Below are 25,577 nucleotides of genomic sequence, written 5' to 3'. Positions count from 1 at the left end.
GCGGGAAGTGTCAGCGACGTTCCCGCATTTCCCGAAGTTCCCGCAGCAGGCCCGGACCGGTGTCCGCTGGGCCACCAACTGGCCGTCCGGGGTAATGCCGGTAGGTCATGACCATTCCCATCTCGGGTCCCCATTTCGGCTTCCGAGCTGGATTCGTGCCGGCCGTCTTGTATTTCACGACTCCCCCAGGCTTATCGAGAAGCTACTGCCGTCGACTGTCACCTGGGCCACGAAGGCAATGGCCCGTCCATCACTCGCTATCGAGCCACGATAGTAGATCCCCGGCGTGACAACGGATGCCTGGGTACCTTTTCGCTGATAGCGGGCGATTTCGGAAACCGACAGGATTGGCTGGGCGTTTATGCCGACTCGATCGGAGGTCGTGTCGGCCCCATCGTCGAGTTTGCAGCTGGTGAACGCGCCCCCGCTGATCCGGAGGCCCACGCACGCCGTGGTACAGCTTCCGCCGCCGACGTACTCGAACTCTTCGAAGTCGGGAATGAGGTGTTTGAGCACCTTCGCCAGTTCGGCTGCCTTGCGTGCCTTCTCCCGGCGTTCGGCCTCGAAGTCCGCGTCACTTCGAGAACGCCGAGCGTTTCCGGGTGGTGTTGTACTGGCGGCCGCTGGTGCCCGGGCTCAAGCGCTCGCTCTGCGGCGGCACGCACATGCCTGTGTCTACACCGGACTGTTCTACAAGGACCAGATCCGCGACTACTACCGGGCGAACGGGCTCCCGGAGCCGTACGGGGTCGGTGCCCGCAGAAAGGTGTTCCCGCAGCATCTCGAGCAGCGAGTGCTCGCGGCCGCGGCGGACCAGCCACATGGTGGCCCGCTTTTCCGCAAGACGTCGTGTGCGGTGTCGTATGTCCACCGTGGGCCGGACTACTCAGGTCACTACGGGATCCGGGAGCTGTGCGACATCTGTCCTGCCGTACAACAACGTCGTTGTTCCAGGCATTGGAACCAGCCCGAGGCCGCGGTCGTGCGGACAATGGTCGCCGACCTCGGCGGAGAGCTCGTCGAGACCAACTCCCGAGCCATCGTCGTGTCCGGGTTGGACGAGCAACGCCGGTACCGCCTGCAGCACCATTTCGGCTACCAGGTGCACGATGTCGCCAAGCCACATCGTCGCTACCGCCACGGCCGCGCGGACCTCGGCTGGCCGACCACAGGATCGGAGTCACTGTGAACAGCACCATTCCCCCGGCCTTCGACGGCCGGCGGCTCGCGGTCGTCGATGTGGAAGGCAACGGCCAGCACCCTCCGGAGATCGTCGAGCTCGGTCTGCTCCCCATCTCCAGCCCTGGAGAGGCACGCGGCGAGGACATCCTCGGTTGGCTGGTTCGCCCCAGCGAGCCGATCACGACGTTCGTGACCCGCCGCGTGCACGGGATCACCAACGAAGACGTCGCCCGTGTGCCGCCCTGGTCGGCAGTGGCCGACCAGGTGAGGTCGCTCCTGGCCGACCGGATCCTGGTGGCCCACAACGCTTCCGTCGAATACAAGGTGCTCACCAGCCACCTTCCGGCCTGGGAGCCGGCGCTCGTACTCGACTCGCTGCGGCTCGCCCAGGTCGCCGACATGGCGGCGCTACCGGGGATCGGTACCCAGGCGATCGAAGGCGGCCTGTGGTGAGCACCGCGCACCCCGAGGTGGATCGTCCCGTGACCGTCGGGATCGTCGGCGCACACTCGACCGGCAAGACCACCTTCCTCGCCCAGCTGGCGAGCGCGCTACGTCGTCAGGACGTACAGGTGGCCACCGTCGCCGACCTCGGTGAGCAGGCGCAGCACCACGGGCTGCCGATCCTGCATGCCCACACCTGGACGTCAACCTTCTGGATCGTCACCCGAGGGATCAGCAACGAGCTCGGGACCTGGCCGCACACCGAGGTCGTGCTTGTCGATCGCGCCGTACCCGACGCCCTCGGCTACTACCGCGCGGCCCTCGCCTACCGGGACGAGCAAGCGGATCCGCACTTGACGAGCCAGCTGGAAACGCTCGTCCGAAACCACAGCCGGCACTACGACCTGCTTCTCCGCAGCGAACTCGACGACACGATCCCGCTGGGAACAGCCAAACCCCGTGACCAGGACCAGCGGTTCCGCCAGCTCGCGGATCACCACGTCGCGCGAGTGCTCACCGATCTCGAACTCCCGCACCAGCTCCTGCCGTCCGGCGACCGCGAGGAGGCTCTGAAGCGCACGGTCGAGTACGTCACCGGGCGCCTCTGAGCTGAGCGGCGACGGCACTCAGTCGTCCACATCGAGGTGTATTCGCAATGGCAACTCCTGGGTCAAGAGCTTTCCGGACCGTCTGGATGACCAGTGCGAGCGAGCCGGCCGATCACGCGGTCACCGACGAACGCTTGTCGAACGCCCTCGCCGGCCGCTGCCGGTTCGTCGGGCTGTGCGGCACGGCTTTCCAGCCAGCAGCGATGACCGCACCACCACGGCCACCGTGCCGTGCGTGCATCGCCCATCTCGATACGCTGCGCGCACTGACCGTGTTCCGCCATCGAGCAGCCGCACCGCGTCACCGCCGAGCCGGCCGCTGGGTCCGCTTCATCACCACCTGGACACGCCGGCAACGACCGACGACGGCACCACGGCATCAATGGCAGACGGTTCGGCCGGGCGGCCACGTCGATGTTGATGCGGATCATCCCCGCGTGCGCGGGGAGCACACTAACTGACCGAGACCACCCCAGGCCGGCCCGCGACCACGGCATCAACAGCACCGCGCTCCGTCGAACAAACAGCGTCACCCCCGGCCACACCGCCTCTTGCCCAGTTGCGCTCGCGCATCCCTTGAACAGGGAAAACTCGCCGACGTCGTAGTGGCTGACGAACACGCCGGGCACGTGGCTGGTCAGCACCACGGCCCGCAGGCCGAGGTCCCGGTGGATCTCGCCGAGGAGTTTCTCCGGTTCGATCAGCATGTCCATGGTGAGGAAGTTGAACGGCGGGTTGTTCAACCGGATCGTCAGCACGGTTCTGTCGCGGCGCGTGCTCACCAGTCTCATGGGGTACCTCCAGACGCCTCAGGCGACCGATCGCGGGGTGAAACGCTGATGTCGGGGGCCGCCGAGCTCCATCAACGGGACCCAGTCGGCGGGCACGACGGGCAGCGCGGCCGGGTCGCCGAACACGACGCCGACCCGGATCGCCGCGCCGATGTCGCGGCCCAGTACCGCACCCGCGGCGCCGGCTCAGGCCGCCATCGCGTCCTCCACACCCGGTCCCCACGCGGTGGAGGCACCGGCCGGGTAGCGGCCCTTGATCCGGGTGTGCGGACCGCACCGCCGTGGCCCGAACTGGTACCAGGGAAGACCCAGGATGACCGAGCCGCCCGCTGGATAGCCTGGCTCGCCTTCACCTTCGGCGTCGCCCTATCCCTGTGCGCCGACATCGCCGCAGCCCCACCGTCACAGCCACTCGAATGACCTAGTGTCGGAACAGGTATTCATACCCTTTGCGCTCCAGCGAAAAGGTGTTGCTCGGACTTCTGTCGCCACCGACTCTGTTATCAACCCGCCATATTGGCGCGGTATCCGACGTATCGATCCGACGTTCTAGGGTCGGACGAGTTGGTGGAGGCCTCTTAGGGTGGTCCTCACGAGAGGAACGGTAAGGGGATTCATGACGGTCTACATCGGTAATCGTGACCGCGCTGACGAGGTGCGACGGCCACACACTGAATACGTGGGCTCGTTGTTGCGCGACCTGAGAGAGCACGCGTGCCTGACACAGGAGGAGCTCGCGGAGCGCTCAGGAGTGAGCATCCGGACGATCTCGGACCTGGAGCGTGGGCGGACACGCAAACCACACCGCAAGTCGGTAGCGTTGTTGGCAGCCGCGCTAGGCATGGGGGACATCGAGTCGGAGTGGTTCCGGCGCATCGCCCGGGTCGCGGGTGTTTCATCCACACCGCATACGCCGGATGAGCTGGAAGTCGATGACACCGCAGAACTCGTGCGGTGGATGGGCCACGTGCTGGTCGATGAGCCGACGCGGCAGTTGCGGTTACTGCAGGTGGTCGCGCGCCCGGCCAAGAATCGGGCCGCACTCATGGCACGAGCATCGGCACGGTTCCGCACGTCCTTCCCCGACGGCCACTACTACCTGGACGCCGCAGACGGCACACTTCTCCCCCGACTTGGCAACATCTTCGGCATCGAGGACAGGCCCTCGACTCGGGTCGAGCGGCTCCGCTCCGCACTACACACCCGCCAGACGCTGCTCGTACTGGACAACGTGACGGACGCCAACGCGATTCGTCCCCTGCTGACGACGAGCGGTGGCAGTGCGCTCGTCGTGATCGCCCCGCACGGACTCGACCTCGGCGACAGCGTCTGGACGGTCAATCTCCGCGCCTTCGCCTGACCCGGCGCTGACGGCCGGTCATTGCTCACTTCCACGGCTTCGGCCTCGCCTGGGCCTTCGGTGACCACTACGACCCGTCGCGCTGCTCAGCCACCACCCAATCCCGCGCCGGCCGCGTAGGTGAGAAGGCTGAACGGGCCGGCCACCAGGTCCGTGTCGACGACGATGAGGATCGCCGCCAACGCGATCGTGGTGGCCACTTTCCCGGATCTTGATTTGCGGAGCCATGCCAGGACAGGCCCCTTGCCGGACTGTCTTCCGGCTTGTGCGGCCGTGTAACGCGATAGGATTGCGTTTCGGTGCGGTGTCGCCGCCCAGCTAGCCGAGTCCGTGGGGTCGCTTGGTCGCTCGTGTTCTGCCATCAGGGCTACCCTACGAGTGAGTCCTACCAAGCCCTTGGCGTTTCAGCTGACCACGCACCGTTCGCATCTGGCATCATCGGTGGTCAGATGCGCACGCGGGTGGGCCCGGTCGGCCAGAGACTCGGGGTACAACATCAAGGCCCGCTCCCAGAGTCGGCGGGCCTCGGCCAGTTCACCACGGCGCTGTGCGACGTGGGCCCGACCCTCGACGGCACGTGCGATCGCCAGAGTGAGCTGATGGCTCATGGCCAGTTCTTCGGCGCGTTGGTGCAAGTCGATCGCTATATTGACGTCCCCCATCGTCAGGTACGTCTCACCGAGGCAGTTGAGCGCCTCGCACTCGACGTCGGTGAGCCCCGCCACCGTCCCCACCTCGAGCGCCAGCCGGCCGAGTTCAATCGCTGACTGGAGGTTTCCTTCTCGGCGATGCAGCGTCGCTAGCCATGCCAGCGCCCATCCCTCCCCGAACCGGTAGCCGATCTCGCGGCTGAGCTCCAACGCCTGCGTCAGATTGGACCGGGCCGCTGGATACCGGTGGAAGCGGCCGTGCAGCCTGCCGATGTTGGCCAACGCCAGCACCTCGCCCTGCCGAAAGCCGGTTTTCCGATTGATGGCGAGCGCCCGCACGAATTGCTCCTGCGCCTCGGAATACTCGCCGAGGTCCGCTGCCACGAAACCGAGATTGTTGACGAGTGCGCCAACGTCACGCGTGCTGCCCAGCTTCTCCGACAGGTCGCGGGCGATCTCGAAACACTCCTGCGCTTCCCAATACCGGGCCATCCGCACATAGGCGATGCCCAAGTCCGAAGTCTGATACGCCTCGCCGGCCTGATCACCGGTCTCCTGGCTGATCAGCAGAGCCTGCTTCAGCAACTCGACCGCGTCGGCGAGTTGGCCGAGCTCACGGCGGATCACGGCGATGTTAGCCAGCGCGGCGGACTCACCGCGGCGATGCTTCAGCTGCCGCGCCATGCCGAGGGCGCCCTCGAACAGGTGCAACCAGGCGACCCGGAAGTTCATCAGCTCCAGGAACGGTCGCAGTACGCAGGGCAGCTGCCATGCGTGCGTGGGCCAACCGGTTGCCTGGGCAAGGGTGGCCACTGCGAGCAGGTTCTGGTATTCGGCCTCCAGCAGGCCGATCGCTTCTACCTCGTTCCGCGCTGGTGGGACTGCTATTGGGTCGGCTGGGACTTCCGGCTCGAAGCGGGAGATCTTGCGCGCCATCGGACTACAGTGCAGGTGGGCCAGGTAAAGGTAGTAGTCGAAGAGCCGGGCGGCCGCGTCACGACGGCTGGACTCGGGCTCCATCACCTCCACAAGTTGTTTCGCACAATCACGGACCAGATCGTGCAGTTGATAACGCCCCGCGGCAGGCTGCATGAGGAGGTTGCAGTCGCAAAGGCTTTCCAGCTGCTCCTCAGCCTCGTCCACCGGAAGCCCCACCAGCGCGGCGATGGCGTACCGATCGAAGTCCTGGCCCGGATGCACACCCAGCAGACGGAACGTCCGCTGTTGATGCTCCGGCAACGATTCGTAGGACAGCCGCAGCGTCACGTACACGCTGAGATCGTCCACAGCCAGGGTGTGGACCCGACGTCGGGTTTCCCGAAGTCGTTCAGCCAAGTCCGCGACGGTCCAGGCGGGTCTGTGCCGTAGACGGGCACCGGCGATCCGAATGGCGAGAGGCAACCGGCCACAGAGTTCGGTCACATCGGCCACCGCGTCCGAGTCCTCGATGCCCCGGTCCGCGATCCGTCGGAACAGCGCCACCGCTTCAGCGGGAGGCAGCACATCCAGTGAGATCGGCTGGCTGCCATCCAGCGCAGTCATCCGGCGACGGCTGGTCACTAGAACCAGGCACTCCGTCGTGTCCGGCAGCAGTGGCCTCACCTGTGCCGCGTCGGCGGCATTGTCGAGCACGACGATGATCCGCCTGCCCACCGTCATCGACCGCCACTGCTCGGCACGTTCGGTAGATCCGGACGGGATCAGCTCCACCGGCATACCCGCCTGGCGGAGCAGCACGTCCAGCGCAGCCTCCGGGGTCCGCGGCCTCTCGTCGAGCGAGAAACCATGCAGGTCGATGAAATACAGCCCATCAGGGTAGTCGTGGGCCAAGAGCTCGGACAGGCGGACCGCGAGCGCAGTCTTGCCAACGCCCCCCATGCCGTCGATCGCGGTGATGATCAGCGGCCCGGTGGGACCGCGGCGTACGTCGGTCAACGCCCGATCGATGTCGGCCGAGCGCCCGACGAAGTCGCTCGCGCCGGCGGGTAGATGGGAGGGCCGGGACGGTGCCACGGGTGCGGGTTCAGGGACGGCGCCGCGCAGGACCTGGTCGTGTGCTTCACGGAGCTGCGCACCCGGATCCACGCCCAGCTCGTCGGCGAGCAGCCGACGGCCCTCCTCATACACAGTCAGAGCCTCGGACTGCCGGCCCAGAGCGGCGAGCGTGAGCATGAGCAACGCGCGCAGCGACTCCCGGAACGGGTGCTCGCCCACCAGACCCCTCAGCTGGACCACGAGCTCCTCGGTCTGCCCAAGCTTCAACCGGAGCCCGCTCAGCCGTTCCACCACCACCAGATACTGCTCGTCCAGTCCGGCTGCCGCGGCATCGAGTGCGCGGCCCATCCGCAGGCCGGCGATCGCGGGGCCCCGCCACAGCGCAGTGGCGGCCGACAACGCCTGTATTGCGTCACCTGGCTGCCCAGCCGCCTCGGCCTTGTCCGCGGCCTGGACGTCCGCCCAGAATCTGTGCACGTCGAGACTGTTCCCGGGTACGACCAGCCGATAGCCCGCGGGCTCGGTGACGAGCGAATCACCGTCCCCGCCCGCGGCGGAGAACACGCGGCGCAGTGCCCAGACCGCGTTATGTAACTGCGCCTGGGCGGTCGGGGGCGCCGCGTCGTCCCACAGCCCCTCCACCAGGCGGTCAAGGGTGACTACCTCGTTCGCGTAGATCAACAGCATCGCCAGCAGCCTCTGCTGGCGGCGACCGCCGAGGCGTACGACTTCCTCCCCGGTCCTTGCTTCGAGCGGCCCCAGGATCCGAAAATCCATGCGGCAATACCCCCTCCGCGTCGCCGACCCGACACAGAGTACCCAATGAACGAATCCCTCGAGGGTGCCTCGAAGAGACTCGATAGCAAACGGAGAGGAGCTGTTGCGATCATCGGGACGCCGAGGAACCACCACTCGCGGCTTGTCACGCAGGACGGCATGCCGCGCGTCGTTCGAAGAAGGAGTGTGCGCATGCGGAAAGTCATCGTGACCAGCCTGGCCGTGGTAGTCACGGGCCTGGGCCTGGCGCTGGGCCTGACAGGCACCACCGAGGGCCCCTCACCGATCCGGCCCCCGGCTGACCCGATGCTGGTCAACATGAAGGGGCCGATCTGCGGGCCTCCATGCGAGGGCTAGTTCGCCCTAAATGACCGATTCGCCTCCCCGAGCCCGGAGCACCAAGGGCTTCGTTTCGATGCTGGTCGCTCTGTCGGTAGTCTTCGCAGTTACCTTGCTGCTCCAGGTCGGGGCTCCACAATCCACCTCCGCCTGGTGGGCACGGCAGGTTCAGACGGCCAGCCTGATCTGGCACCAGGACTGGAGAGTCTTCACGCGCGCGCCGATCGGACCGGACACGGTCGTCTACGACGCACGGGACCTGACCTCGATCACCATGTACGCCACCAGCGCCGGCAACCGCTGGGGGCTCAGCCGGAACGCCTACACGCTGTGGATGGAGACCGCGGCGCTGGACGACGTCGTGCCCGCGAATCGGTGGCACGTCTGCGTGGCCGACGTGATCCAGGAGTGCCAGCCAGTGCTGGCGTCGATCCCAGCCGTCGCGGTGGCGAATCCCACCCTCGACGCGACGATGTGCGGCCGGGTCGTGTTCTCGCGGGAAACTCCGATTGCCTGGCGAGACGCCGAGCCGGCCACCGGCCGGACCCGCCGGATAGATTCCGTCACACTGCTGGACGTGACATGCGGCCGGTGAGGCGGCTGTGGGCGGACCTGACCCGCACGGCGGACGAGTTCGAGCCGCGCGGCAGGCCGCTGGCGGCGGGCCGGACCTTGCTCGCCCTGGCCAGTGGATGCCTGCTGGCACTCAGTCCGGACCAGGCGTTGTTCCCGCGTACGGCGGGTGTCACCGATGGGCCGGTCTGCGACGGGATCGGCCGGCTCTCGATGTGGTGCCTGGCCGAGTCCGGCGGCGTGAACCTTCTTGTCTGCCGGGTAATCGCGCTTGTCGTGCTGACGCTCGTCGCACTCGGTTACCGGCCCCGATGGACCTGCGTCCCGCACTGGTACGTGACCTACAGCCTCAGTGTGACAATGGCCCTGCCCGATGCGGGTGAGCAGGTGATCCGCATCCTCACCCTGTTGCTCATCCCGATCTGCCTGGCCGACGACCGGCGGTGGCAGTGGCGACGACCCGCCCGTCCGCTGCCCGCCGCCTGGCGGGGCCGGGCCTACGCGGCTCAACTGTTCGTCCGCGTGCTCGGAGTGACGATCTACGCGGAGGCATCGCTCAGCAAACTCGCAGTGCCGGCGTGGCGGGACGGCACGGCCGGCTACTACTGGCTGGTGCACCAGCATTACGGCTCGGCCCTCGCTGTCCAACCACCGCTCGGAACCGTCCTGCATGACCGGATCGGCGTTTCGGTCGTGACCTGGGGCGCCCTGGCGGTCGAACTGACCTTGGCCCTGTGCCTTTTCGGCTCGGGACGTGTCCGTAGGACGGGATGGGCACTCGCGGTCAGCATGCACGGGGCGATCGCGCTTCTGATGGGCTTCACGACATTCGCCATGACCATGGCGGGTCTGTGGGCCATCGTCTGCGCAGGAGCGGGGCGCCCGCGGGCAACGGAGGCCCGCACCGGCCTGGATTCTCCGGCCGCCTATCCAAAGCCGGGAACGGCTCTCGGCGAGAGGAGTCAGGACAGAGAGCAGCCTGATAGCGGACAGTTCTAGCGTCGGACGAGTTAGTGGAGGCATTCAGGATCGATCTTCGCTAGAGGGATTGTGGGGGATTCAATGACGGCCTACATCGTTGATCGTGATCGCGCTGACGAGGTACGCGCGCCACGGACGGAATACGTGGGCTCGTTGTTGCGCGAGCTGAGGGAGCAGGCGTGCCTGACGCAGGAGGAGCTCGCGGAGCGCTCGGGCGTGAGCATCCGGACGATCTCGGATCTGGAGCGTGGGCGGACCCGCAAACCACACCGCAAGTCGGTGGCGTTGTTGTCAGCCGCGCTGGGCATGGGCGACATCGAGTCGGAGCGGTTCCGGCGCATCGCCAGGATCGCGGCGGTTTCATCCACACCGCACGCGCCGGATGAGCTGGAGGTCGGTGGCACGACTGAACTCGCGCAGTGGATGTGCCGCGTGCTGGTCGACGAGCCGACACGGCAGCAGCGGGTGCTGCAGGTGATCGCGCGCCCGACTGAGAATCGGGCAGCGCTCGTGGCACGGGCATCGGCACGATTCCGCACGTCCTTCCCCGACGGCCGGTACTATGTGGACGCTGCGGACGGCACGCTTCTCCCCCGACTCGGCGACATGTTCGGCATCGAGGACAAGTCTTCCGCTCTGGTCGAGCGGCTCCGCTCCGCACTACACACCCGCCGTGCGCTGCTCGTGCTGGACAACGTGACGGACGCCAGCGCGGTTCGTCCCCTGCTGACGACGGGTAGTGGCAGTGTGCTCGTCGTGATCGCCCCGCACGAGCTCGCCCTCGGGGACAACGTATGGACTGTGAACCTCCGCGCATTCGCCTGACCGGGCGCTGGACGGGCCGGCTGCCCGCAGCTACTCCCTGGCGAGCAAACCGGCGATCGCACGGAGCTGCATGTTCGTCGTGCCCTCGTAGATCTTGCCGATCTTCGCATCACGGTAACGCTTCTCCGCACCGTTCTCCGGCAGGACGCCCGCTCCACCGAAGATTTCGACCGCCTGTGCCGCCGCACGTTCGGCGACGTTCGCGGCGAGGTGTTTCGCTACGGCGCTCGCCCTTACGCGTTCGGCCGCGTCGCCGCCGTGCTGGAACAGTCTGGTCGCGTCGTACAGGTACGTGCGTGCCGCCGCCAGTTCCGCCGACCGGTCCGCCAGGGGGAAGGCCACGCCCTGGAACTCCAGGATCGGCCGGTCGAACTGACGGCGGTCACGTGCGTGGGCGACGGCGGCACCCAGCGCTCCTTCCGCGAGGCCGACGAGCTGCGCCGCGATACCGAGCCTGCCGATGTTCAGTGTCTCCACCGCGATGACCTCGCCACCGCCGGGCCGTCCCAGCACGTCCTGCTTCCGGACCCGGACGTCGTCGAAGGTCACGTCGCACGTGGAGGTCGCCCGGATGCCCAGTTTCGACACCGGCTCGCCGACCCGCACACCTGCGGCGTCCCGATCGACAAGGCACGCGGTCATGCCCGCGCCGGCCGTTCTGGCGAATACCAGGAACAGCCCGGCTTCGGCGGCGTTCGTCGTCCAGCGCTTCGCGCCACTGAGTACGAAACCGGCGCCGTCCTGATGCGCGGTGGTGGTCATCGCGAACGCGTCACTGCCCGCGTCCGCCTCCGAGATCGCGTACGCGCCCACCGTTCCGGTCGCCAGCCGGGGCAGCAGGCGGCGCCGCGTGTCCCCGTCCCCGTGCCGCAGCACCGCACTGACCACGAGCGCGTTCTGGACATCCACCAGCACGGCGACCGCGGGATCCACCGTGGCGAGTTCCTCGATGACGAGCATGACCCGGAACAGGTCGCCACCGGTGCCGCCGTAGGACTCCGGGACCTCCACGCCCATCAGCCCGGCGTCGAACAGTTCGCGCAGCAGGGCCCCGTCCAGCGTCGCCGCCTCGTCCATGGCACGTACGCGTGGTGCGACGGCGTCGCGTGCGAACGCGCGCACCGAGGCCCGCCAGGTCTCGTCAGCGACCGGTAGCCGCGTCACCGGCAGTGGTGGCGTCACCGGACGGCCAGCTCGCACAACTCGTGCACGGCCTGGTCCAGCGCGCTCACCAGCTCGTCGTCCGGTGCGTCCTGGTGGACGACGAGGACCAGCTGCCCGCCGGTGATCAGCGATGTGACGGCTACCGGGTACGGCAGGTCTCCGGCCAGCCCGCGAACGGTGTCGTCGCCGAGCGCCGCACCGAGGTCGCCGGCGTGCCGCACCAGCACCCTCGCCGTCCGGTCACCCCGCGCGGGTCGGGTGGCGGCACGGCACGCCTCACCGATCCGGGTCACCGACATGCCGGGGCCCACGTCCACCGAAACCGGGACGATGGCCGCGAACGGGCCCACCTGGCCGTCGACGTCGACCGTGCCCTGCCGCCGCCGGTCGCGCTCGACGTCCAGCACGACCGGGCCCGGCGCCTCGACCCGTCCCAGCGCGAGGGCGACGGCCGCCACCGCGAGCTCGTCCGGCGCGGGCCATTCAGGCCGTGCGCATGTCCTGAGCAGCAGGTCGGTGCGGTCGGCGTCCAGTCGCAGCACCGTCCCGGCGGCGTTCGCATGGTGGACGACCTGGTCATTCCCGCCGAGTGCGCCGACGAGTACCGGCAACGAGGCCGCGTCGGCGACGAGCACGCTCAGCACGACGGCGACCCGATGGTCGTCCTCGCCGAGGGTGAACACGGACGCCCTGCCGGCCGGGCCATGCACCAGGTCCAGCTCGCCGGCCAGCTCGTCCACCATCTCCGCCAGTGCGACGGCCCTGCGTGCCCGCGGGAGGGTGGTCAGGTCGACGACCGGGACACCGGCCGCGTCCTCGGTGGCGGGGGTGACGATCCGTTGCCCCCAGCCGTCCGGTTCGGCCGCCAGGCGCAGCCGTGGCGCCGGTTCCTCGTCGAGCAACCGGCCGGCGGCCCGTGCCGCGGCCTCGGGATCGGACACCGGCAGGACGATCCGGTGGACACCGACGTGCTCGGGACCGCCGGCTCGTTCCAGGACCGTGGTCTGGTACTGGCTCAGCGGCCACTCCGCCGTCGCGCGGGCGGCCCCGGCTCCACGAACCGTCACGGTCATGGCCAGCTCATCGAGCGTGTAGTTCGCGAAGAGATCGGACGGCGTCACGTCCAGACCCTCGGCGATCGCCCTGATGACGATCTGGATCCCGGCAATGGAATCGCCGCCCAGCGCGAACAGGCTGTCACCGGGGCCGACCGCCTCGACGCCGAGCACGTCGCGGAAGATGCGTGCCAGTACCGCGACCACGTCACCGCGACCGGGTATGGCCGCCACGTCGCCGTCCACCCCGCCGACGAGTGCGGCGAGTCGGCCCCTGTCGACTTTTCCGTTGCTGGTCAACGGCATCCGGTCGACCACCGTGATCACACCGGGCACCATGTAGCCGGGCAGGGACGCCCGCAGCGACTCCGTGCACTCCGCCACGAGGGCGTCCTCGTCGGTCACCGGGGCTTCGGGCAGCAGGAATGCCGCCAACCGCCGGTGCTGCCGCTCGCCCGCCGCCACGACGACCGCCGACGCGACCCGCTCGTGCCGGATGAGCGCGGCCTCGATCTCGCCGAGCTCGATGCGATAGCCGCCGACCTTCACCTGGAGGTCCTCACGACCGAGGAACTCGATGTTCCCATCCGGCAGCCACCGGCCCAGATCTCCGGTCCGGTAGAGGCGTTCCCCGGAGACCGGATGAACGACGAACCGCTCGCCGGTCCGGTCCGGGTCACGCCAGTACCCGTCGGCCAGCCCGGCCCCGCCGATGTACAGCTCCCCCACCGTCCACACGGGACAATCCGCCAGCCGGTCGTTCAACACGTGACACCGCTGGTTGCCCAGCGCCCGGCCGTACGGGATCGAGTCCCACGACTCGTCCACCCGGCCGACCTCGTAGCAGACCGACCACACCGCCGCCTCTGTCGCGCCGCCGAGGGACACCACCTGGCAGGAACGCGCGACCTCGCGCCACCGGTCCGGCAGGTCGACCGGAATCCAGTCGCCCGACCACAACGCCAGCCGGACACCGGACAACGCGGTCGTCTCGCCGCTCGCGACCGCCTGTGACAGCGCGAGTTCGGCCAGCGCGGGCACGCTGTTCCACAACGTCACCCCGTGGTCGCGGGCCAGCTCCAGCCAATGCCGGGGTTCGCGGCGCGCGTCCGGGCGTGGCAGCACGAGCCGCCCGCCCGCGCCGAGGATCCCGAAGATGTCGAACACGCTCAGGTCGAAACTCAACGACGACAGGCCGAGCACGACGTCGTCGGCTGTCACGGCGAACCGCGCGCACACGTCCACGCACGTGTTCAGCGCGGCCCGGTGCGACACCGCGACGCCCTTCGGTACGCCGGTCGAACCGGACGTGAAGATCACGTAGGCCACGTCGGACGGCGCCGCCGGTGATTCCGCCAGTTCGCCGACGTGGTCGCGGCGGTCGTCGACCACCACCGTACGGACCCCGTCCGGCCAGGTCACCGTGTCGTCGGCGCACCGCACCAGCACGACGTCGCAACCACCGGCCTCGATCAGTTCCGCACGCCGCCGGGCAGGCAGGTCGAGGTCCACCGGCAGGTATCCTGCGCCCGCCAGGTGCACCCCCAGCACCGCCGCGATTTGCGCCCCCGACTTCGGGACGGCCACGGCCACCAGCTCGCCCGGCCGCACGCCCAGTGCACGCAGTTCCCCCGCCACACCCGTGGCCCAGGAACCCAGGGCGCCGAAGGTCAGTTCCTCGCCGTCACCGGACACCACGGCCACACGCTCGGGCGTCCGGCGGGCGCACGCCATCACGCCGTCGCACAGGAGTCCCTCGGGAGCCTCGTCCTCCTCCGGCGCGGTCGCGACGCCCGCGGTCAACGGCGCGGACCACCGGTCCTCCTCGGCGGCCAGATCGTCGACCAGGGCGCGGAAGGCGTCGAACATGGCGTCCAGCACACCGTCCGGAAACCGCTTTCGGGCGCCGTGCCAAGCAAGGTGTGCCCCCACGGGGGTTTCCAGCAACGCGAAGTCGAGCCACACCTGCGGTGTCTGCGCGAGCACGTCGACGATGTCTCCGAGCCAGCCGAACCACGTGACGTCGCCGGGTTCGGTGCCCCGCAGGATCGTGCTGGTGAACACCACGGGGAACGCCACCCGGCCGATGCCACCCTGCACCTCCGCGAGCTCGCGGAGCACCTCGGCCCCGCTGAACATCCGGTGTTCCGCCGCCGCGTCACCCTGCTCACGCAGACTTCGCGCCACGTCGATGATGTCCTTGGCACCGGCCAGATCCACGGACAACAGGTCGAAGGAGATGAACTCACCCACCAGGTCATCGATCGCGGGGTGCATGGGCAGCCGGTTGACAACGGTCGCGTTGATGGTGAATTCGGCGGTCCTGCTCCACCGCCCCAGCGCGACGGCGTATGCGGCCAGCAGCACCGTGGCAGGGGGTAGCCCGAGCGCGTCTGCCCGTTCGGTGATCCGGTGCCACCCTGCGTCGTCCAGCCAGTGCTCGAACGAGACGGACTCGCGCCCTTCCTCGGCCGTGGTCACGGCCAGTGGCAGTTCCGGCCTGGCGGGCAGGTGCCGGACCCGCTCCCGCCAGTAGTCACGCGCCTTGGCGTACTCCGGTGTGTCCTTGGCCCTCGCCACGGCCAGGACGTAGTCGCGGTACGACAGCTCGAGGGGCGGCAGCTCCTCCCCCGCGTACAGTCGCCGCCAGTCCCGCGAGATCAACCGGACACTGCCGATGTCCACCATGAGCAGGTCGAAACCGAGACACACCCGGGTTCCACCGTCCGGCATCAGCGCTGCCTTGATGTCGAACAACGGCCACACGTCCGCGCCCCGGGTATGGCTCGTCAACTCCGCACGCACCTCGCCGAGCCGGCAGACGAGCTGGTCCGGTGACAGCTCGCGCAGGTCGAGGACCTCGATGTGGTAGTGCCCGACCTCGGGCAGAACCTGCTGGCGGCCATCGGGCAGCAGCACCGCCCGCAGCATGCCGTGGCGCCGCATCACCTGTTGCCAGCTTTCCTCCAACCGGACCAGGTCGATGTCCCGCGCGTCGATCTCCCAGTAGACGTGCACGATGGCGTCACCGTCGAAGTTGCCGCCTTCGAAAGCCCCGTGCCTGCCCAGCCATTGCACCTGTTGGGTGTCGTTGAGCGGAAACGGTTCGGTGAGAGCGTCCGGGTCGGGTGTCACAAGAGGAAACAAGGTTGGCTACCTCCGCGTTGTGGGGCCGGTAAACATGATCTCGAACCAACCCACCGCTTTCCATGCGAGAACACCAGCAGAACGCGGCACCGTACGCCCGGCGGAAGATCGTGAAGGCCACCTTGCTGACGTCTCACGTAATCAAGGTGGCCTTCGCCGCATCCGCGTGAGGCGGACGACGACGGGATCACGACCTCTGGTCCACCTTCTCCTTGAGCGCGGTCAGCATTGAGTTGATCCCCTTCTTCGCGTGCTTGTCGAGAATCCGCTCCGGCATCTTCCACTTGATGCCGAGTTCCTGGCTGAGCGTGACCTCGCTCGTGCCGTCGTCGTTAGTGGTGACCGCACAACTGAAGTCGTACTTCGTCAACACCTCGCTCTCGACGAGGTGGTACTCGAACGCTTCCCGCTCCGGGTACTCGTACCGCACGGCGTGCGTCGCGCGATGTCCCATCGCCCGCACGTGCCACTGGGTCAGGGTCGGCCTCCCCTGGTCGTCGACCTCCTTGACGTCGATCCGGTCGATCCCACCCTGCCAGGTCGGATACGCCTCCAGGTTGAGCAGGATGTCGAGGACCGTTGCTGCCCGCGCGTTGACGACGATGGAGCCGGTAACCACACCCATGTCGGTGCCTCCTTATCTGTTGGTGCGTCAGGAATCGATACCGGACAGGAAGTCGCCGACGGTGCGCCAAGGCGCCGCCGCGATGTCGGCCACCAGCCGGACGTAAGCTGCCAGCCACACGGCGACCTGCCCGTCCGCGAAGTGCCCCGCCCGATGGTTGAACGACACCTGGACGAAGTCGCCCGCCACGGCGATCTCGACCCGGAGCGGGTGGTCGGTCTGGGCCAGCACCTGAACGGGCATGGCGCCGAGGACGGACATGAATCGCGCCATGTTGCCCGCGATGCCCGGCAGGTTCTCGCTGACGAGGTAGCTGTCGAACAACTGCGCGTCCGCGGCGACGCCTGCCAGTTCGTACACCCGCTCCAGCGGCAGGTACTCGTAGTCGGTGATGTCGGAGATCGACGTCTGCACCCCAGCGAGCCACGGCAGCAGTTCCGTCTCGGGGTCGAGCGCGGTCACCACCGGCAGGATGTTGTACATCAGACCAAACGCCTGGTCGACGTCGACCGACGTGGTGCCGCGGCCGGAGAACACCGACCCGCACACCACCTCGGGCGCCTTGGTGAGCGCGCCGAGCATGAGTGTCCACGCGCCGTGCATGATCGTGTTGACGCTCAGGTCGTTGACCGACGCCACCGCGAACAGTCGCGTCACCACATCGGGCGCGAGCACGTGGGTCTCCTGGAGCAGCGGGGTCACCACGGCTGACCGCCGCTCCGCGATGGGCAGTGTGATCGACGGAGCTGGGAACGACGTGCGGGCCAGCTCCCGCTGCCAGAACGCTTCCGCCGCGCTGTTGTCGCGAACCGCCTGCTCGACGCAGAAGTCGCCGTATGCGGTCAACGGCGGCAGCGCGGCCGGGGTGCGCCCTTCCCGGAACGCGTTGTATGCCTCGACGAGAACCGGGGCCATGATCTGGTAGCTCCAGCCGTCCTGGGCGACGAGGCTGAACATGTGCACGTACTCGTACACGTCGTCCTCCAGCCAGAACAGGGTGAGCCGGGTCTGCGGCGGTCCGCTCAGGAAACCACGGCGCCGCTCGGCCTCGACGTGTGCGTTCATCCGCCGGTCCTGTTCGACCGGCCGCAGGCCACGCAGGTCGTGCACGCTGAAGTCCACGCCCACGTCCTTGTGGACCACCTGAACCCACCGGCCGTCGTCGTCGCGCACGTAGCTCGACCGCAGCGCGGGAAACCGGACGGCGACGTGCTGCCACGCCCGGTCCAGCGCGGCCGGGTCGAGCCCCTGGCCTGCCAGCCGGAACCGCTGGTGCGTGATGTACCCACCGGAGTCCGGCTCGCGCCGGATGCGATCCAGCGCGATCCGCTGCATGCCGGTCAATGGGTAGGCGTCCTCGGCGTCGGCGTACCTCGATCGCGCCCACATCAACAGGTTCTGATCTCGCTGGCCGGTGGTCGCGGTAGCGGTCGGCCCACGGGACTCGGCGAGTGCGGCCAGTTCCGCGATCGTGTGGCTGGAGAAGACATCCTGCGGGCTCAACGCCATGCCGAGTGCCTTCGCCCGCCCCACCATCTGGATGCCGAGCAGTGAGTCACCACCGATGGCGAAGAAGCCGCGGTCGACGCTGATCTCGTCCAGCCCGAGCACATCCCGCCAGATCTCGGCGATGCGACGTTCGGTTTCGGTGCGCGGCGCGACGACCTGGCCGGTCTGTTCGACGCCGCGTACCGGCGGCGGCAGCGCGTCGCGGTCGAGCTTGCCGTTCGCGTTGACCGGCAAGGCCGGCACGGCGACCACGGCGGCCGGCACCATGAACTCCGGCACCCGGTCCCGCAGGAAGCGCGCGGCGTCGGTGGTGAGCCACCGGCTGATCGTGAGCAGCCCCGGATCGTTGACGTACGCGGCGCCCGGCTCGGCGGGCCCGGCCCAGTCGGGCAGCAGGTTCGCGTCGCGGCGGCGCAACGTCACCCCGTACCGGCCGTCCTTCGCGCCCGGGGACCAGGCGACGTCGACGTCGTAGCCCAGCTCGTCGCCGAGCCGCCACCACACCTCGGGCTCGATCCCCCGGTGTGCGGTGGTTTCCATGAGGTCGGCGACCACGGCGTGGTCATTCGCGGCGGCCAGGGCCGACGCGAACCCGTTGACCGCCGCGAGCCGCGCGTTGGGCACATCGTCGACCCGCACCGCCTCCGGTCGTGTGCCGAGGACCGAGCGCACGTCGGCGAGCGGCACCCGGGCCGGCTCGACCACCCGGCCTCCGGTCGCACCGACGTGCACGACGACGTCGTACCGGTAGCGGGTCAGCTCGTTGTGGTGGTCGCCGCGTTTGACCATCACCTCGACGCGGGAGATCGCGGGGATCTCCGCCCGCAACGCGGTGAAGTACTCCGGTGCCACGAGGAGTTCCCGCTCGTGGGCGACACGCTGGCGAACCCGTTCCCGCAACGCACCCGCCGTGAGTCCCGGTTCGGCCCGCGCCAGCTCGATCTCCGTCTGGAGTGTGTCGAGCAACCGCAGCTCACGCAGGTCCCCCAGGAACAACGCGCCACCGGGCCGCAGACAGGTCACCGCCTTGTCGATGACCTCGCGCAGGTAACCAGGGCCTGGGAAGTACTGCGCCACGGAGTTGATCACGACCACGTCGAACCGCTCACCGGTCAATCCGGTGAAGTCGTTGGCCTCGCGGTGGAACAGGCGTGCGTCGACCGTGTCCGGCAGTCCCGGCAACAGGTTCTCCCGCACGAAGTCGATGGCCGTGGCGGACAGGTCGGTGCCCCAGTAGGCGTCGGTGTCCGGCGCCAGGCGGGCCAGCAGCATGCCGGTACCACTGCCGATCTCCAGCACCCGCCGGGGTCGCAGCGCTGCGATCCGCGCCACGGTGGACTCGACCCAGACCCGCATCTCGTCGTCGGGCAGCCGTTCGTTGGTGTAGCTGCTGTTCCAGCCTGTCGTGTCGAAGTCGGCGGCCGCGTCTCCCGCACGCTGGTAGCTCTGGTCGAACAGGGTCTCCCACTCCGGCACGCCGCCCGTGTCGGGCGCGGTCACCCCGTCCTCCGGCACGACATACGCGACGAGCTGCCGGCCCTCGCTGTCGTGCGGCAGCTCCCGCGCGATGACCGCGACGTCCCGGACGGCCGGGTGGTCGGCGAGTGCGGCCTCGATCTCCCCCGGCTCGATGCGCATACCACGCACCTTCACCTGGAAGTCGGTGCGGCCCAGGAACAACATGATGCCGTCGGGCAGGAACGTGGCCAGGTCGCCGGTGCGGTAGAGCCGCGCGTCCTCCTCGGTGCGGAACGGGTCGGGGACGAAACGTTGTTCGGTCAGCTCCGGGCGGCCGTAGTAGCCACGACCGACGCCGACGCCACCGATGTAGGCCTCACCCGGCGTGCCGTACGGGACCGGCCGCATGTTCGCGTCCAGCACGTAGATCTGCGTGTTGGCGATCGGGGTGCCGATCGACACCAGCTCCGGGTCACGCGGGCACTCCCAGCAGGTGCTGTCGACGGAACATTCCGTCGCGCCCCACAGGTTATAGAGGGTCGCGCCGGGTAGCTGCTCGTAGAGCGACCGGATCGACGAGGCCGGCAGCGCCTCACCGCTCGCGATGACCCGGGTGACCGTCGTGCAGGCCCCGATGCCGGGGTGTTGCAGGAAGATCCGCAGCATCGACGGCACGAAGTGCAGTGTCGTCACGCCGTGTTCCTGGATCACGGCCGCGAGGTACTCGGGGTCCTTGTGTCCTTCCGGACGCGCCACGATCATCGGTGCGCCGACCAGCAAGGGCCAGAAGAACTCCCACACCGACACGTCGAAGCTGAACGGGGTCTTCTGCAGCACCCGGTCCTCCGGCGTGAGGCGGAAGTAGTCCTGCTGCCAGTGCAGCCGGTTGACCACGCCGCGGTGCGTCATCATCGCGGCCTTCGGCCTGCCGGTGGACCCGGACGTGTAGATCAGGTATACGAGATCGTCGAGTCCGGTGACGTTCTCCGGCCGGGCGACGGGCTGGTCGCCGAACTCACCAGGGCGATCGAGCGGGACCACCTCCGCGTCGTGCTCGGGCAGCGTGGCGGCGAGGTGCTGCTGGACGAGCAGGATGCGGGGCGCCGCGTCGGCGAGCATGAACGCGACCCGCTTGCGCGGATAGGTCGGGTCGATCGGCACGTACGCACCGCCGGCCTTGATGATGCCCAGCAGGCCGACGACCATCTCCGTCGACCGCTCGACGCAGATGCCGACCGGCTGACCGGGCACGACACCCATGGCACGCAACCGGTGCGCCACCTGGTTGGCCCTGCGGTCCAGTTCGGCGAAGGACACGTGCTCGTCGCCGAAGACCACCGCGATCTCGTCCGGCCGTTCGTCGACGGTCTGCTCGATCAGCGTGTGGAGACAGCGCATCCGCTCTGGTGGGTAGTCGACGACCGTGTCGTTGCGAGCCGACAGGATCTCGTCCTCGACCGCCTCCGGCAGCACCGGCAGGCCGGACACGCGCCGGTCGAGCCGGTCGGCGAAATCGGTGAGCAGTACGCGATAGCCCGCGAGGAACCGGTCGATCGTGCCGTGGTCGAAGACGTCGCTGTTGTACTCGACGTCGATGAGCAGCGAGTCCGGCGACTCGGTCACCGAGACCTCGACGTCGAACTTGGCGGTGCCGTTGTGGATCTCCTCGACGTCCACAAAAGACAGTCCGGTGGGGTCGGCGTCGCCCCGGTGCCGCTTCATGTCGAACACGACCTGGAACAGCGGGTTCGCGGTCCCCCGGTCCGGCGCCAGCTCGGTGACGACCGCGTCGTACGGCACGTCCTGGTGGTCGTAGCCGTGCTTGACCACGCCGCTGACGCGGTCGACCAGCTCGGCGACCGTCGGGTCGTCACCGAGACCGGTGCGCAACGCGACCATGTTGACGAAGAACCCGACCAGTGGCTCCGTCGTGTCGTGCTGGCGGTTCGCCATCGCGGTACCGACCAGCACGTCACCGGTGCCGTCCACGTCGCCCGCATACCGGTAGAGCGTCGCCTTCAGCGCGGACAGCAACGTGGTGAACAACGTGACCCCACGGTCGCGGCTGAACGAGCGGAGCCGTTCGGTCAGCACACCATCCACCTCGACGGCCGTCGTGCCGCCGCGGAACCGCTGGGTGGTGGGCCGAGGCCGGTCGGTGCGCAGCTCGACCCCGGCGGGGTGGTCGCCGAGCACCTCCCGCCAGGCGGCGAGCCCCTCATCGCTCTGTCGGCAGCGTTCCCAGACTGCGTAGTCGGCGTACTGCACCGGCAGGTTCGGCAGGTCGGGGCGTTCCCCCCGGGCGAACGCCGCGTACGCCTCAGCCAGCTCACTGGCGAGCACCCCACCGGACCACACGTCGGACACGATGTGGTGCATACCCAGCAGCAGCCGGTGTTGCTCCGGACCGAACCGCACCAGGGTCACCCGCAGCAGCGGTCCTCCTGCGAGGTCGTAGGGGGTGGTGGCCATGTCGTCGGCGAGCCGGTCGAACTCGGCCCGTGGTTCGACGCTGTCGGTCAGATCGACGAACGGTAGCGTGATCGTCAAGCTAGGCCGGATCTCCTGCCATGCCGTGCCGTCGGCGCTCGGGAAACTCGTGCGCAGCACCTCGTGCCGCCGGACGAGCTCGTTGACCGCCTGCTCCAGCGGTTCCGGCCGTACCTCGCCACGGACGCCGATGGCCATGGTCAGGTTGTAGGCGGGACTGTCGGGCACGACCTGGTCCAGCGACCAGAGTCGTTGCTGCGCGAAGGAGAGCGGCGGCCGCTCGGGCCCGCGGCCCGCGGCCCGCTCGGCGGCGACCCGCAGGAGGTCGTCGCTGTCGTCGGCCTGCGGCGCGGCGGTCAGCTCGTCGAGCACGTACCGGGCGAGCGCACGCGGCGTCGGGTGGTCGAACGCCGTGCTCATCGGCAACAGCAACCCTGTCACCCGGTTGAGCCGGTTGCGGAGTTCCATTGCGCTGAGCGAGTCGAAGCCCAGCTCGACGAGTGCATCGTCGGGGGCGATCGCGTCTGGCGTGCCGTGTCCGAGCACTCCCGCGACGGCACCGACGACCAGATCGACCACGGCGGCCGCGCGGTCGGCGGCTGTGCCGGACAACAAGGTCGCCCGGGTACCTGCTATGTCGGAGTCCGGCTCGGGCAACGCGGCGAGAAGTTCCTCCTCGCGCGCGTTGCTATCCGGCATCCGGGTGTCCAGCCAGAACCGCTTGCGCTGGAAGGCATACGTGGGTAGGTCGACGGTGGTGCCGCCAAGGCGCCAGTCGACCGGTACACCCGCGGCCCACGCCGCACCCAGTGCGCCGAGCAGCTGGGCCCGGTCACCACCGTCACGCCGTAGCGTGCCCACGACCACGCCCCGAGCGCCCACCCGTTCCAAGGTCTGCTGAATCCCGGGGGCGAGCACCGTGTGCGGGCCGACTTCGACGAAACAGTCGTATCCCTGCTCGGCGAGCTCGGTGACGCCGTCCGAGAGCCGGACCTGTCCACGCATCGCGCGATACCAGTAGGCAGAGTCGAGGTCGTCGCCGTCGACCCAGTCCCCGCTCACCGGCGAGTAGAGCGGGATGCTCGCGGCCCGGGGCCGCACCGGCTCCAGATCCGACATCAGGACGTCACGTACGACCTCAACGTGTGGCGAGTGCGACGCGTACGACACGGTCCGGCGCACCCGGACGCCACGGTCCGCGCACCGCGCGATCAGTTCGTCGATCGCGTGGTCGTCTCCACTGACCAAGGTGAATGCCGGGCCGTTGACCGCGCCGACGAACAGCTTGCCCGGCCACGCGCCGACGAGCTCCGTGACCTCGGCTTCCCCTGCGTTCACGGTCGCCATCGCGCCCCGGCCGACCATGGTCCGCGCGATGATCCGGCTCCGCATCACCACGACCCGCGCCGCGTCGGCGAGCGTAAGCGCGCCGGCAACGTACGCGGCGGCGATCTCGCCCTGGCTCTGTCCCACCACCGCCGCGGGCACCACGCCGTACGCGCGCCAGACCGCCGCGAGTGAGGCCATCACGGCGAACACCGCGGGCTGGACGACCTCCTCACCATCGAGAGCGGGCGCCCCCGGCTCGCCTCGCAGGACATCCACGACCGACCAATCGACGTACTCACGCAATGCCGCGTCGCACGTCGCCATCTCGGCGGCGAATGCCGGTTCCGTGTCGAGGAGCTCGGCGCCCATGCCCGCCCAGTGCGTGCCGTGGCCGGGGAACATGAGAACCACCCGGCGACCCGCTCGTGCGAGCTCGGGTGCGACAACGCCCTCGGCCACCGTCCGAAGTCCAGCGGTCAGCTCCTCAGTGGTAGTGCCGACCACCACGGCGCGGTGTTCGAACGACGTGCGGGTCGCGAGCGCGGCCGCCACATCGTGGGGTGTCGCTTCCGGATGCGCGGCGACGTGCGTGGCGACCCGGTCCGCCTGCGCCCGCAACGCACGTTCGGTCCGGGCGGACACCACCCACGGCACCGGTCCGCCGGTCGCGGGCGGCTCGGGCTCCGGCTCAGGCGCCTGCTCGACAATCACGTGTGCGTTGGTGCCGCTGAGGCCGAACGATGACACCGCGGCCCGTCGTGGTCCCGCCGTGGCGGGCCACGGCCGGGTCTTGGTCACCAACTCGACCCTTCCCTGGGCCCAGTCGACGTGCTGGCTCGGCGCATCCAGGTGCAGCGTGCCTGGCACCGCGCCCTTACGCAGCGCCAGAATGACCTTGATCAAACCGGCGACACCCGCAGCGGCCTGCGTGTGACCGAGATTGGACTTGAGCGCGCTGACAAGTACTGGGCGCTCACGGTCCTGCCCGTAGGTCTCCAGCAACGCTTGCGCCTCGATGGGATCACCGAGGGCGGTGCCTGTGCCGTGTGCCTCGACGACGTCGATCTCACTGGCGGAAACCCCGGCGTTCACCAGTGCCTGCTGGATGAGTCGCTGCTGGGCGGAGCCGTTCGGCGCGGTGAACCTGCTGCTTGCCCCGTCCTGGTTCACCGCGGAGCCACGAAGCACAGCCAGAATCCGATGTCCGGCCCGGCGTGCGTCCGACAGTCGCTCGATGGCGACGACGACCGCGCCCTCCGACCACCCGGAGCCATCGGCGCCCGCCGCGAACGGCTTACACCGGCCATCCGGCGCACACACCCGTTGCCGGGACAGCTCGACGAACACGTGCGGGCTCGCCATCACCGTCGCGCCGCCGACCAGGGCCAGCGAGCACTCGCCCTGCCGCAGAGCGCTCATGCCGGAGTGCAAAGCTACCAGCGAGGACGAACACGCGGTGTCCACGGTCATTGCCGGGCCCTCAAGGCCGAACGTGTAGGAGATCCGGCCGGACACCATGCTGCCGGAGCTCGTGTTACCGAGGTAGTCGTGGTGCATCAGTCCCATGAACACACCGGTCCGGCTGCCCGCCAGGGACTTCGGCGCGATCCGGGCGCTTTCGAGTGCCTCCCACGAGCACTCCAGCAGCAGGCGCTGCTGCGGGTCGGTGGCCAGCGCCTCACGGGGTGAGATGCCGAAGAACGCCGCGTCGAAGTCCGCGGCACCCGACAGGAACCCGCCCTCACGGACGTAGGACGTACCGGGATGGTCCGGATCGGGGTGGTAAAGGTTCTCCAGATCCCAGCCACGGTCCGGCGGGAACGGACCTACCTTGTCCACCCCGTCGGCCAGCGCCAACCACAGATCGTCCGGGGTGGCGATACCACCCGGCAACCGGCAGGCCATGCCGACCACGGCAATTGGTTCCCGGACGGCGGCGGTGAGGCTGCGGTTGCCGGCACGCAGCCGCTCGTTCTCAAGCAACGCCGCCCGCAGCGCCTCGACCACCGAGGCAGGCGATGTGTCCTCCGCAGGAGCTCCCGACATGTCCCCCACCCTGGCGACCAACTCCCCCAGCCGTGCCCCGTCGTCAGCGCCCATCTGGCATCCGTCCTCCGCTCGCACCACACCAATCCCGCACACATCGTCAGCGGCGGCACTCAGCCAGGTCCATGCGGAACTGGCGGCGAAAGCCGGCCGAGTGCTCGGCACCCGACGAATCGCCGCCGTTTTCACATGGACTGCCGCCAGCGAGAGGCTGATCATCGGGGGCGCG

Annotated in this window: 15 protein-coding genes; 8 read left to right on the top strand and 7 right to left on the bottom strand. The window is 68.7% G+C overall.

Annotated elements, in window-relative coordinates; translation table 11 throughout:
- Positions 1-174 precede the first annotated feature (174 nt).
- The gene (locus EWH70_RS26575; RefSeq protein WP_130478244.1) at positions 175-516 is read right to left on the bottom strand and encodes a hypothetical protein; all 342 of its coding nucleotides are present in this window, start codon (positions 514-516) and stop codon (positions 175-177) included.
- Between EWH70_RS26575 and EWH70_RS35600 the strand changes: the two genes are divergently transcribed.
- The 3 genes from EWH70_RS35600 to EWH70_RS35590 are packed head-to-tail and all read left to right on the top strand — an operon-like array spanning position 509 to position 2,234.
- Positions 509-1,189, top strand: coding sequence for a hypothetical protein (locus EWH70_RS35600; RefSeq protein WP_165436430.1), 681 nt, complete (start codon positions 509-511; stop codon positions 1,187-1,189). The genes EWH70_RS26575 and EWH70_RS35600 overlap by 8 nt on opposite strands.
- The gene (locus EWH70_RS35595; RefSeq protein ID WP_165436429.1) at positions 1,186-1,635 is read left to right on the top strand and encodes a 3'-5' exonuclease; all 450 of its coding nucleotides are present in this window, start codon (positions 1,186-1,188) and stop codon (positions 1,633-1,635) included. The genes EWH70_RS35600 and EWH70_RS35595 overlap by 4 nt, the downstream gene beginning before the upstream one ends.
- Before the next feature lie 29 nt (positions 1,636-1,664).
- Positions 1,665-2,234, top strand: coding sequence for an AAA family ATPase (locus EWH70_RS35590; RefSeq protein WP_165436428.1), 570 nt, complete (start codon positions 1,665-1,667; stop codon positions 2,232-2,234).
- A gap of 62 nt (positions 2,235-2,296) precedes the next feature.
- Here the strand turns inward: EWH70_RS35590 and EWH70_RS26560 are convergent, their stop codons facing one another.
- Positions 2,297-3,025 carry a Clp protease/crotonase-like domain-containing protein gene (locus tag EWH70_RS26560; RefSeq protein WP_165436427.1) on the bottom strand — a complete coding sequence of 243 codons (729 nt, stop codon included), beginning with the start codon at positions 3,023-3,025 and terminating at the stop codon, positions 2,297-2,299.
- Between the two features lie 616 nt (positions 3,026-3,641).
- Between EWH70_RS26560 and EWH70_RS26555 the strand changes: the two genes are divergently transcribed.
- On the top strand, positions 3,642-4,385 hold the full coding sequence (locus tag EWH70_RS26555; protein WP_130478240.1) for a helix-turn-helix domain-containing protein: 744 nt from the start codon (positions 3,642-3,644) through the stop codon (positions 4,383-4,385).
- Between the two features lie 404 nt (positions 4,386-4,789).
- On the opposite strand, the gene EWH70_RS26550 is transcribed toward EWH70_RS26555, so the two are convergent.
- Positions 4,790-7,807, bottom strand: a complete 3,018-nt coding sequence (locus EWH70_RS26550) for an AfsR/SARP family transcriptional regulator (RefSeq protein ID WP_130478239.1) — start codon at positions 7,805-7,807, stop codon at positions 4,790-4,792.
- Between the two features lie 192 nt (positions 7,808-7,999).
- On the opposite strand from EWH70_RS26550, the gene EWH70_RS35585 reads away from it, so the two are divergent.
- The 4 genes from EWH70_RS35585 (at position 8,000) to EWH70_RS26535 (ending at position 10,525) form a co-directional block, all read left to right on the top strand.
- The gene (locus tag EWH70_RS35585; protein WP_165436426.1) at positions 8,000-8,164 is read left to right on the top strand and encodes a hypothetical protein; all 165 of its coding nucleotides are present in this window, start codon (positions 8,000-8,002) and stop codon (positions 8,162-8,164) included.
- Between the two features lie 58 nt (positions 8,165-8,222).
- The gene (locus tag EWH70_RS26545) at positions 8,223-8,741 is read left to right on the top strand and encodes a hypothetical protein (protein WP_130478238.1); all 519 of its coding nucleotides are present in this window, start codon (positions 8,223-8,225) and stop codon (positions 8,739-8,741) included.
- On the top strand, positions 8,738-9,718 hold the full coding sequence (locus tag EWH70_RS26540; RefSeq protein WP_165436425.1) for a sporulation-delaying protein SdpB family protein: 981 nt from the start codon (positions 8,738-8,740) through the stop codon (positions 9,716-9,718). The genes EWH70_RS26545 and EWH70_RS26540 overlap by 4 nt, the downstream gene beginning before the upstream one ends.
- A gap of 63 nt (positions 9,719-9,781) precedes the next feature.
- A complete protein-coding gene (locus EWH70_RS26535; protein WP_130478236.1) occupies positions 9,782-10,525 on the top strand; it encodes a helix-turn-helix domain-containing protein in 744 nt (247 codons plus the stop codon).
- A gap of 30 nt (positions 10,526-10,555) precedes the next feature.
- On the opposite strand, the gene EWH70_RS26530 is transcribed toward EWH70_RS26535, so the two are convergent.
- From EWH70_RS26530 to EWH70_RS26515, 4 genes are all read right to left on the bottom strand, one after another.
- A complete protein-coding gene (locus tag EWH70_RS26530; RefSeq protein WP_130478235.1) occupies positions 10,556-11,707 on the bottom strand; it encodes an acyl-CoA dehydrogenase family protein in 1,152 nt (383 codons plus the stop codon).
- Positions 11,704-15,879 (bottom strand): non-ribosomal peptide synthetase, encoded by a 4,176-nt coding sequence (locus EWH70_RS26525; RefSeq protein WP_130478234.1) that lies wholly within the window; start codon positions 15,877-15,879, stop codon positions 11,704-11,706. The genes EWH70_RS26530 and EWH70_RS26525 overlap by 4 nt, the downstream gene beginning before the upstream one ends.
- 199 nt (positions 15,880-16,078) lie before the next feature.
- Positions 16,079-16,516, bottom strand: a complete 438-nt coding sequence (locus tag EWH70_RS26520; RefSeq protein ID WP_130478233.1) for an SRPBCC family protein — start codon at positions 16,514-16,516, stop codon at positions 16,079-16,081.
- Between the two features lie 27 nt (positions 16,517-16,543).
- On the bottom strand, positions 16,544-25,357 hold the full coding sequence (locus EWH70_RS26515) for an amino acid adenylation domain-containing protein (RefSeq protein WP_420809097.1): 8,814 nt from the start codon (positions 25,355-25,357) through the stop codon (positions 16,544-16,546).
- Positions 25,358-25,577: the final 220 nt, after the last annotated feature.

It is taken from the genome of Amycolatopsis suaedae (genome assembly GCF_004214935.1).
Lineage (GTDB): Bacteria > Actinomycetota > Actinomycetes > Mycobacteriales > Pseudonocardiaceae > Amycolatopsis > Amycolatopsis suaedae.
The sequence above is the reverse complement of the archived record's forward strand: the minus strand, read 5'-3'. Positions and strand labels throughout refer to the sequence as shown.